This window comes from Achromobacter pulmonis (genome assembly GCF_002885955.2).
GTDB lineage: Bacteria > Pseudomonadota > Gammaproteobacteria > Burkholderiales > Burkholderiaceae_B > Achromobacter > Achromobacter pulmonis_A.
The window spans coordinates 751,185-760,525 of sequence record NZ_POQS01000004.1 but is presented as its reverse complement, the minus strand read 5'-3'; the positions used below and the strand labels follow the sequence as shown (position 1 = coordinate 760,525).

Genomic DNA, 9,341 nt, shown 5'->3' with positions numbered 1-9,341 from the left:
CATCGACGCCCTGTCGGACCTGTTCATCCTGCGTGGTGTGCCCGGCCATGTCCGTTCCGACAACGGCCCGGAGTTCATCGCCAAGGCTGTACGGGAGTGGATCGTAGCCGTCGGCGCAAAGACAGCGTTCATCGAACCTGGAAGCCCTTGGGAGAACGGCTACTGCGAGAGCTTCAACTCGAAGCTCCGCGACGAACTGCTCGACGGTGAGATCTTCTACAGCCTCGCCGAGGCCAAGATCATCATCGAAGCCTGGCGGCGGTACTACAACACCGAGAGGCCACACTCGTCGCTTGGATACAAGCCACCGGCACCCGAGGCCATCATCTGGCCTGCGCCAGCAAGCGGAGCAGCACCGTCATCTGCCCAGGCAATAGCCCCAAGGCCGATCATGAACTAAGATTGAAACCGGACCACCCTATGGGGTCAGGCCAATCAGGTTGGCCATCTCGATGCGCCGCGCGGTGCCGGTGACCAGATGCAGCGCCAGGTTCTGGCTGGTCTTCAGCACGGGGGAACTGAGCAGCGAGATGTCCAGCACCGCGGCCAGCTCGCCGTCGGCGCTGTAGATCGGGGCGGCGGTGCAGGACAGCGGCGTGTGGGTGTTGTCGAAATGGTCGGTCTGATGGATGGTGAGCGCTTCGCCGCTTTCCAGGCAGGCGCCCACGGCGCAGGTGCCGGCGCGCCGCTCCGACCACTCCGACCCCAGATAGAGGCCGGCCTTGCGCAATTGCGCCGTCTGCTGGGCGTCGCCCAGGAATTCCACGGTGACGCCCTGCCGGTCGGCCAGCAGCAGCACATAGTTCTGTCCGGCGACCTGGCGGAACAGGTGGTCCAGGCCGGAGCGCGCGATGGCGATCAGCGCCTCGGATTGCTGGCGATGCTCGCGCAGCCGCCCGTCGGGCACGATATAGGCCTCGCAGGCGTGCGCGGGATCGAGCCGGTACTGGTCCAGGCAGCGCAGCCAGCTGCTGACCACGTGCGCGTCGCGCTGCGTGGGGCGGCCAAGGCCGACCTGTTCGATCTCGCGGATATGGGCGAAGTGCTGGGAACTAGGCATGTCGTCTCCATGGAGCGCCCGATCTGCGTCGAGTAGCCGGACAGCATGCACAGAGGACGACACGCCTGTAAATGCTGGTTATCCAGCATCGGGTGCGGCGCGGGCGCTACAGGTCGACCTTGACCTTGCCCGCCTGCACCAGCCTGGCCACGTCGCGGATTTCCGCCAGCAGCGCCTGCTGCAGCTGTGCCGGCGTGCCGCCGGTGGGCTGGAAGCCCTGTTCGGCCAGCTTGGCGCGCACCGTCTCCGTCGGCAGCGCGCGGTTGACGCCCTGGTTGAGCGCGGCGACGGCGGCCTCCGGCGTGCCCGCGGCGCAATACGTGCCGAACTGGATCTGCGCGGAGAAGCCGGGGTAGCCGCTTTCGGCCACCGTGGGGATGTCCGGATACTTGGGCAGGCGTTCCGGGCTGGTCACGGCCAGCACGCGCAGGCGTCCGCCCTGCAGGTACGGCTCGACCGCCGCCACCGTGGCCACCACCAGCTGTATCTGTCCGCCCAGCAGGTCCGTCATCATCGGTCCGGTGCCGCGATACGGCACGTGCAGCAGCTCGACGCCGCAGGCCGCCTGCAGCAGTTCGGTCGCCAGATGCTGGGGCGTGGCGTTGCCGGGCGTGCCGAACGTCAGGCCCTTGGGTTCGCGCTTGGCCTGGGCCACCAGTTCGGCCAGCGTCTTGGCCGGCACGTCGGCGTTGACCGCCACCATGTAGGGCGAACGCGCGATCGGGCAGACCGGCGTGAGCTGCTTGAGCACGTCCTCGGGCGGCCGGGCGTAGTAGCGCACCGAAGGCACCAGGCCGGCGAACAGCAGCACGCTGCCGTCCTTGGCGCCGTTGGCGGTGTAGTCGGCGCCCAGCATGCCGCTGGCGCCGGGCTTGTTCTCGACCACCACGGGGCGGTCCATCGCGCCTTCCATCGCCGCGGCGACGACCCGGCCCAGCACGTCCGTGCCGCCGCCCGGCGGGAACGGCACGACCACGCGCAGCGGCGCCGCGCGCGCGCCGGCGGACCGGCCCGCCATGACGCCGGCCGGCGCCAGGGCCAGCGCCGCCAGGTTCTTCAAGAGGGATCTGCGATTCATGTCGTATGTCTCCGCGTATGTCTCTGTTCTTATGCCGTTCAGGCGCAGTGCCGGGTTTCGCCCTGGGCCCGGAAAAAGCGCTGCAGGGCCGCCGCCACCACCGCCGGTTCCTCCACCGGCAGCATATGCCGCTGGCCGGCCACCACCCGGGCCTGGCCGCAAGGCAGCGCGGCGGCCAGCTCGCGCGTCATGCGCGGCGTGGACCCGACGTCCTCCTCGCCGGTCATCGCCAGCGCGGGGCAGGCGATGCCGGGCGCGGCCTGCGCCAGGATCGGATCGCCCAGCGCAAACACGCGGTAGGCGGCCAGGAAGCTCGCGCGGTCGTTGCGCAGCAGGCGCTGCCCGATGCTGGCAACCCGTTCCGGCCGCCGCGCCTGGAAGTCCGGCGTGAACCAGCGCGCCAGCGATACCTGGGCCGCCGCCGCGGGGTCCTGCGTCGCGGCCGCTTCCAGCCGCGCCAGCACGGCGCGCGCTTCGTCGGGGCTGCGCCGGAACACCGTGCTCAGCAGCGTCAGGCGCCGCACCCGCTGCGGCCGCGCGGCGGCATAAGCCCCCGCGATCAGGCCGCCCATGGAATAGCCCAGCACGTTGGCGTTCTGCCAGCCGGCGCGGTCCAGCTCGGCGTCGAGCTGGGCGATGTAGTCCTGCACCGTTATGGTCTCGTCCACGGCGGGGGCGTTGCCATGGCCCAGCAGGTCGTAGCGCAGCACCTCGAAATCCGGCTCCAGCAGCGGCGCCAGGTCGTCCCACAACGTGTGGTCCAGGCCCACGCCATGCAGCAGCACCAGCGGCTCGCCGCGGCCGCTGCGGCTATAGTGCGCGCTCATTTCGCCTGGGCCTCGCGCTCGAGTTCCTGCATGTCCGAATAACGGTTGCCGATGCGATGGTGCGGACGGCCCGAAGTGGCCGCGCCCAGCGCGACCACGATCTCGTCCGGCGCGGGCGCGTCGTTGATCGTGGTCTGCACCGTCAGATAGTGCGAGCGCAAGCCCTCGTCCTGCTTGTGCATCAAGGGCACGGAAATCACGCAGCCCGGGCCGCCGCGCATATTGGTGAAGCTCAGGTAGCTGGTGCCGCCCACCGCGTTGCGGTAGGCGTTGCCGAAGCGCAGCGTGTGGATCAGCGCCGACGCGTGCTCGATTTCGCCGGCCGTGCCCACCACGGCGGCCTTGCCGTAGGCCTCGACCTGGTCGGCCGACCCGGCCTGCCGCAGGATTTCCCCGACCAGCAGCTCGCCCAGCGGCGGCGCGGCCGCCAGGATCTGCGGGCGCAGGTCTTCCTGGAACGGCAGGCCCGCCCACGGATTGCGGATCACGGCGGCGGCCACGATCATCACCAGCGGACGCTCGGCCGCGCGGCCTCCTTCGATCAGGGTTTTCTCGACATAACTGACTACTTTGCGCACTTGCAGGGACATACCGCGGCTCCACGACCTGTTGGATGAATGACGGGCCATTGTTGGACGCCCGACGCGGTTTTGACAATCCAAATTAACGTAAGTTAATTTCGGAAAATCCGAATTTGCTTGGTGCCCCCATGCCGCAGCCCCTCAAGATCCAGCACCTGCGCCAGTTCCTGCTCGCGGCCGACCACGGCAGCTTCCGCCTGGCGGCCGAAGGCACCTTCCGCTCGCAGGCCGCCGTCTCGGCGGCCATGCAGGACCTGGAACAGCAGCTGGGCGCGCCGCTCTTCGAACCCGGCAAGCGCGCGCAGCTCACCCCGCTGGGCGCAGCCGTCGCGCCGCTGTTTCGCGAACTGCTGTCCACCCACGACCGGGTGCTGGACGCCGCGCGCCAGCTCAGTCTGGGCAGCCAGGGGCCGGTATCGCTGGCCGTCATGCCCTCGCTGGCCGACGAATGGCTGCCGCGGCTGCTGGAACGCTATGCGCGCGGCCACCCCGCGATCCGCATCCGCGCCATCGACGAGCCCTCGCAGGACGTGCACCGGCTGGTGCTGAACGGCGAAGTGCAGGTCGGCGTGGCGGGGCAGGTGCCGCGCACCGCCGAAGTCGCCTTCGCGCCGGTGGCGCGCGACGCCTTCGGCCTGGTCTGCCGCAAGAGCCACCCGCTGGCGCGCCGGCGCGGCCCGGTGCCCTGGTCCGCGCTGGCCGGCGAACGCCTGATCGGCAACGCCACCTTCGACACCTTGCGCAACCGGCAACTGGGCGGCGCCATCGAAGACCCGTTCATGGTGGTGTCCAACCGCGCCTCGCTGCTGGCCAGCGTGGTCAGCGGACTGGGCGTGACCGTGCTGCCGGTGCTGGCGCGCCCCGCGGCCAGCACCGGCCTGGCCTTCGTGCCGCTGGCCGAACCCACCGTGGAGCGCATCGTCGGCGTCCTGACCCGCAAGGAAGAGACGCTGCTGCCGTCGGTGGCGGCCCTGCATGAACTGGCGTTGCGGTCGCTGGCGCAGTTCACGCGGCGCAAGGGGGCTGGGTTGGTTTGATACGGGCGGCGGACGCCCATGGGCGTAACCCTGGCATTAGGGATTCCCCGGCGCTTTGCGTGGAATGAAACCCAGCTTAAGCAATTCTGAATTGGCATTCCGGGGGGCTTGGGTCAGAGTGGCGCCGACAGTCCCGCACACAGAAGAAAACCTGCCCATTGCACGCCGGCGGCGAACCGGGGGACACCGGACGCCGCCCGTCCGGCCGCGGCCGTCCGGCTGTGGCCTTCATGTCGGTTCGAGGAGACAACCATGAGCAAGCGTTGGAAAGCGCTGTTGGGCGCGGTAGCGATCACGGCGGGAGGGTGGGTCCAGGCGGCCGACGCGCCGCCGGACATCAAATTGATGCAACTGTCGGTCGGCAAGATCGAGCTGGATAAGGGCTTCATGACCGCCATGGTGGACGTGGGCACCAAGATCAAGATTCCCGTGCCGGCCTATGTGATCCAGCATCCGCGCGGACTGGTGCTGTTCGATACCGGCATGAACCAGGCCACGGCCGACGGCAACTGCGCCAACTATTGGGGACAGGGCCTGTGCGGCGCGTTCAACTCCATCCAGGGGCGCGACGAGGTCATCGACCGCCAGTTGAAGGCGGCCGGCTTCGACGCCAGCGACGTGAAGTACGTGGTCTATTCGCACTTCCACCTGGATCACGCGGGCAACATCAAGATGTTCCCCAAGGCGCGCCACGTGGTGCAGAAGGCCGAGCTGCGTGCCGCCTGGTGGCCGGAGAAATTCCAGCGGGCCGCCTATGTCATGAAGGACTTCGATACCACGCGCGACTACGACTTCATCCAGGTCGAGGGCGACTTCGACCTGTTCGGCGACGGCAGCATTGTGCTGCTCGACACCAAGGGGCACACCCAGGGTCACCAGTCGCTGCAGGTCAAGCTGAAGAACACCGGCACGGTGCTGCTGGCGGCCGACGCCATCTACACGGGCGAGAACGAGGCGGGCGTGATTCCGGGCATCACCTGGAACACGGCCGCCTCCATGCAGGCCATCGATCGTCTCAAGCAGATTCGCGACGCCACTCAGGGGCAGCTCTGGTACAGCCACGACGCGCAGCAGCACGCGCAAAACGCCAAAACCAAGGTCTTCGACTGAGGGCGCCATGCGGCCGGTCATCGCCCTGCACGAGGTGAGCAAGTCGTTCGGCCCGCGCCAGGTTCTGCATGCGCTGAGCCTGTCGGTGGCGCCGGGCGAGATCGTGGGCCTGCTGGGACCGAACGGCAGCGGCAAGACCACTACCCTGCGTTTGATGGCCGGCTTTTACGCGCCGGACAGCGGCCGCATCTCCATTTGCGGACGCCAGCCGGCCGCCGGGCGCGGCAATGCCGACATCGGCTACCTGCCCGAGCGCGCGCCGTTGTACGACGCGCTGACGGTGACCCAGTACCTGGAATTCATTGCCGCGGTGAAGGTCGAGGGCGGTGCGCCCGCCCGGCGCCGGGCGATCGAAGAGGCCATCGACGGCTTCGGCCTGCAGGCGCAGGCCCGCACGCTGGTCGGCCGGCTATCGAAGGGGCAACGCCAGCGTGTGGGTCTGGCGCAGGCCGTACTCAACAATCCCCCGGTGCTGTTGCTGGACGAGGCCACCAACGGGCTGGATCCGGTGCAGATCGTCGAGGCGCGGGCGATGATTCGGCGTTGCGCCCAAGGCCGCGCCGTGGTGTTCAGCAGCCATCTTATGCAGGAGGTGGAAGCCTTGTGCACGCGCATCGCCATTTTGCGCGAAGGCCGGCTGGTGGAAGACGCCGCGCTGGGTGCGGCGCCGGCGGCCCTGCAGCTGAGCCTGGCGCTGCCGCAGGCACGGCATGCGGCGCTTCACGCGGCCTTACGCGCTTGCCCGGGCGTGCGCGGCGTCGACGCCGAACCGGTGGACGACATGCACAGCAAGTGGCGCATCGGCTGGGACGCCGGCGCGGGTTCGACCTGCGACGCGGTGCTGCGCATCGTGCTGGCGCATGGCGAGCTGCGCGCCGTGCTGTCCATGCACGACGCGGTCGAGGCCCGGCTGCTGTCGGCGTTGGCGTCCAACGACACTTCGTTGCGCAGGCGCGCATGAGAGGATTCTTCGCCCTGTACCGCAAGGAACTGCGCGGCGATTTCGGCTCGCCGGTGGCGCTGGCTGTGGTGGCGGTGTTCTGGGCCCTGTCGGGCTACCTGTTCAGCTTCAATCTGTTCTTCGTCAGCACCGGGCAGATGGTGACCGCTTTTCACAATATGACCATTCTGCTGATCCTGGTGATGCCGCTGGTCAGCATGCGCACCTTCGCCGAAGAGGCGCGGCAGGGCACGCTGGAATTGCTGCTGACCCTGCCGCTGTCGGACGCCACGCTGGTGGCGGCCAAGTACGCGGCCGGGCTGACCATGCTGGCGCTGATGCTGGCGGGCACCGCGTCGGCGGTGCTGCCGCTGGCCTGGTACGGACAGCCGGACTATGGCCCCATCGCCGGCGGCTACATCGGCGTGTTTCTGTATGGCGCGCTGTTCCTGGCCATCGGCATCGCCGTGTCCAGCGCCTGCGCCAATCAGATCGTGGCGGCCAGCGCCACGTGGGGCATTCTGGTGCTGCTGTGGTTCATCGACTACCCCGCGGCGCTGGACGCGTTTCCGGCGCTGTCGCCGTTCTTCCAGGCTTTGTCGCTGTCGGCGCAGCACGTGGACTTCATCCGCGGCGTGCTGCCCGGCCCGGCAACACTCATGCTCGCAAGCCTGACGCTGCTGGCACTCATGGCTGCGGCCGCCAATCTGAAACGCTGGAGGCTGCGATGATGCGTCGCGCCGTCCGGCGGCTGGCGCTATGGTTGCCGTTCATGGCGGTGGCGGCGCTGCTGCTGGCGCTGAATCTGTGGGCGGCGCGCCACCTGGGGCGTGTCGATCTGACTGCCCAGCGGCTGTATAGCCTGGCGCCGGAGAGCCTGGAGGTGGCGCGCCGGATCGACGAGCCGGTCGAGGTGACCTGGTTCTACGACCTGCGCAACAAAAGCATGGTCGACGCGCTGGAGCTGCTGCGCCAGTACCAGCGCGCCAATCCGCTGATCCAGGTGCGCGGGGTGGACCCCGCGCTGCGCCCGGCCGAGGCGCGCGAGGCGGGCATCCAGTTCGCCGGCAGCGCTGTGCTGGCCTCGGGCGAGCGGCGCATGACGATCAACGGTGGCACCGAGACCGATTTCACCAACGCGCTGATCCGCATCGGCCAGCAGGGCGCCCAGACCGTCTGCTTCACGCAAGGTCATCGCGAAGCCGCGCTGGACAGCCTGAGCTCGCTGGACGACCTGGAAGAGCACGATGGCGACGAGAACCTGGTTGCCCGCGTCGAGGTACACGAGCAACATGGCATGGCCTTGGCCCGCAACGCGCTGCGGACCCTGGGCTTCGCCACCCGCGCGGTCAACGCCGGCGGCCTGACCGCGGCGCTGCCGCACTGCTCGGTGGTGGTGGCCGCAGGACCGCGCGCGCCATTCGGCGCGGACGACGCGCGGGCGCTGCGCGACTGGACCCTGGCTGGCGGCAAGACCCTGCTGCTGCTGGAACCGGACGCGCCGCACGGCCTGGACGCCTTGCTAGGCGACTTCGGCATCGCGCGCCCGGGCGGCGCGCTGGCCGATCCCGCCAGCCACTACCGCAACGATCCCGGGAGCCCGGCCGTCAGCGACTACACCCGCCACAAGATGACCCGTGGACTGCCGCTGAGTTTCTTCCCCGGCGCCGCCGGCCTGGAGCCGGCGGGAGACAGCCTGCCGCGCGGCGTAGTGGTGACGCCGCTGGCGCAGACCAGCGCCCAGGCGTTGCTGCCCGGACGGCCCGCTGCGCGCTATGCGCTGATGGTGCTGGCCACGCGCAGTGCGCAGACCGGCGCCGAAGACGGCGTGGCCCGGCCCTCGCTGCTGGTGGCCGGCGACAGCGACTTCGCCACCAACCGGCACTTCGCCACGCTGGGAAATGGCGCGCTGTTCGCCAATGCCGTCTCGCTGCTGGCCGGCGAGGACGCGCTGCTGACGATACGCCCGCGTCATTATGAAAGCCGGCGCGTGGAGCTGACCAATCGCCAGATGCGCACGGTTTTCTGGACCAGTACGGTCGCCTTGCCCCTGATGGCGTTCATGGTCGGCTTGGTGCTGTGGTGGAGGCGCCGATGAACGCCGCGCGCGCCGGCTGGTCGCTGTTGCTGGCGGCGGGCATCGGCCTGTCGCTATGGCAATGGCGCGAAGCGTCCACGGAAACTGCGCGCCATGCAGGCCATACCCATCTGCACGACGACTCCGGCAAGCCGGCGCGGCTTTATGCCTGGGACGCGGCCAGCGCCGCGCTGGTGGTGCTGGCCACGTCAGAAGCCAGCTTGCGGCTGCGCCGCGGCGCCGAAGGCTGGAGCGCCGAGCCGCCCGACGCGGGCCGCGGATTCGACGCCGCCGCGTTCGTGGCGCTGCTGTCGCAGGCGCGCAGTGATCGCATGCTTAGGCCGCAGTCCGACCAGCCCTACGGACTGGCGCCGCCGCGGCTGCGCATCGAGGTTTTCGACGCGGCCGGCGCCGCGCTGGCCCGACTGCACGTGGGCGCGCTTGCGCCGGATGGACTAGGCCGTTATGTGCAGATACCCGGCGAATCGCAGATCCGCATCATCCCCGCCTACCAGACGCGCGCGCCATTGGCTGCGATGGCGGTGGACGTCGCGCCTTGATGCGCTGCATCTCTATCGCGCGCGAAACCCGGCTTGCACAAAGATAAATAGTCGGCGCAAAAGGGCGTACC

At 69.2% G+C, this 9,341-nt stretch carries 10 protein-coding genes and 1 pseudogene; 7 read left to right on the top strand and 4 right to left on the bottom strand.

Translation table 11 applies throughout. The features are described from left to right. On the top strand, window positions 1-400 hold a 400-nt coding region (locus C1I89_RS18635), incomplete at its 5' end, for an integrase core domain-containing protein (RefSeq protein ID WP_146196921.1). Between the two features lie 33 nt (window positions 401-433). Here the strand turns inward: C1I89_RS18635 and C1I89_RS18630 are convergent. From C1I89_RS18630 to C1I89_RS18615, 4 genes and pseudogenes are all read right to left on the bottom strand, one after another. Continuing rightward, window positions 434-1,060, bottom strand: a pseudogene (locus tag C1I89_RS18630) (sigma-54-dependent Fis family transcriptional regulator); the annotation flags it as partial. A 106-nt stretch (window positions 1,061-1,166) separates the two neighbouring features. Continuing rightward, entirely contained in the window at window positions 1,167-2,138 is a 972-nt protein-coding gene (locus C1I89_RS18625) for a Bug family tripartite tricarboxylate transporter substrate binding protein (RefSeq protein WP_102774107.1), read from the bottom strand. Window positions 2,139-2,176: 38 nt separating this feature from the next. Further along, entirely contained in the window at window positions 2,177-2,965 is a 789-nt protein-coding gene (locus C1I89_RS18620) for an alpha/beta fold hydrolase (protein ID WP_102774106.1), read from the bottom strand. Then, complete coding sequence (locus C1I89_RS18615; RefSeq protein ID WP_102774105.1) at window positions 2,962-3,555, bottom strand: amino acid synthesis family protein; 594 nt, start codon at window positions 3,553-3,555, stop codon at window positions 2,962-2,964. The genes C1I89_RS18620 and C1I89_RS18615 overlap by 4 nt, the downstream gene beginning before the upstream one ends. Before the next feature lie 119 nt (window positions 3,556-3,674). On the opposite strand from C1I89_RS18615, the gene C1I89_RS18610 reads away from it, so the two are divergent. From C1I89_RS18610 to C1I89_RS18585, 6 genes are all read left to right on the top strand, one after another. After that, entirely contained in the window at window positions 3,675-4,583 is a 909-nt protein-coding gene (locus C1I89_RS18610) for a LysR family transcriptional regulator (protein ID WP_102774104.1), read from the top strand. Window positions 4,584-4,835: 252 nt separating this feature from the next. Next, a complete protein-coding gene (locus tag C1I89_RS18605; RefSeq protein WP_102774103.1) occupies window positions 4,836-5,693 on the top strand; it encodes an N-acyl homoserine lactonase family protein in 858 nt (285 codons plus the stop codon). Window positions 5,694-5,700: 7 nt separating this feature from the next. Then, complete coding sequence (locus C1I89_RS18600) at window positions 5,701-6,654, top strand: ABC transporter ATP-binding protein (RefSeq protein ID WP_102774102.1); 954 nt, start codon at window positions 5,701-5,703, stop codon at window positions 6,652-6,654. Beyond that, on the top strand, window positions 6,651-7,364 hold the full coding sequence (locus C1I89_RS18595) for an ABC transporter permease (RefSeq protein WP_102774101.1): 714 nt from the start codon (window positions 6,651-6,653) through the stop codon (window positions 7,362-7,364). The genes C1I89_RS18600 and C1I89_RS18595 overlap by 4 nt, the downstream gene beginning before the upstream one ends. After that, complete coding sequence (locus tag C1I89_RS18590; RefSeq protein WP_102774100.1) at window positions 7,361-8,731, top strand: GldG family protein; 1,371 nt, start codon at window positions 7,361-7,363, stop codon at window positions 8,729-8,731. The genes C1I89_RS18595 and C1I89_RS18590 overlap by 4 nt, the downstream gene beginning before the upstream one ends. Further along, on the top strand, window positions 8,728-9,270 hold the full coding sequence (locus tag C1I89_RS18585; RefSeq protein WP_102774099.1) for an electron transporter SenC: 543 nt from the start codon (window positions 8,728-8,730) through the stop codon (window positions 9,268-9,270). The genes C1I89_RS18590 and C1I89_RS18585 overlap by 4 nt, the downstream gene beginning before the upstream one ends. Window positions 9,271-9,341 lie beyond the last annotated feature (71 nt).

Bases quoted from the DNA above. Each gene is read 5' to 3' on its own strand.
- C1I89_RS18600 (WP_102774102.1), top strand. From the start codon at position 5,701: ATGCGGCCGGTCATCGCCCTGCACGAGGTGAGCAAGTCGTTCGGCCCG.
- C1I89_RS18610 (WP_102774104.1), top strand. From the start codon at position 3,675: ATGCCGCAGCCCCTCAAGATCCAGCACCTGCGCCAGTTCCTGCTCGCG.
- C1I89_RS18615 (WP_102774105.1), bottom strand. From the start codon at position 3,555: ATGTCCCTGCAAGTGCGCAAAGTAGTCAGTTATGTCGAGAAAACCCTG.
- C1I89_RS18590 (WP_102774100.1), top strand. From the start codon at position 7,361: ATGATGCGTCGCGCCGTCCGGCGGCTGGCGCTATGGTTGCCGTTCATG.
- C1I89_RS18620 (WP_102774106.1), bottom strand. From the start codon at position 2,965: ATGAGCGCGCACTATAGCCGCAGCGGCCGCGGCGAGCCGCTGGTGCTG.
- C1I89_RS18595 (WP_102774101.1), top strand. From the start codon at position 6,651: ATGAGAGGATTCTTCGCCCTGTACCGCAAGGAACTGCGCGGCGATTTC.
- C1I89_RS18625 (WP_102774107.1), bottom strand. From the start codon at position 2,138: ATGAATCGCAGATCCCTCTTGAAGAACCTGGCGGCGCTGGCCCTGGCG.
- C1I89_RS18585 (WP_102774099.1), top strand. From the start codon at position 8,728: ATGAACGCCGCGCGCGCCGGCTGGTCGCTGTTGCTGGCGGCGGGCATC.
- C1I89_RS18605 (WP_102774103.1), top strand. From the start codon at position 4,836: ATGAGCAAGCGTTGGAAAGCGCTGTTGGGCGCGGTAGCGATCACGGCG.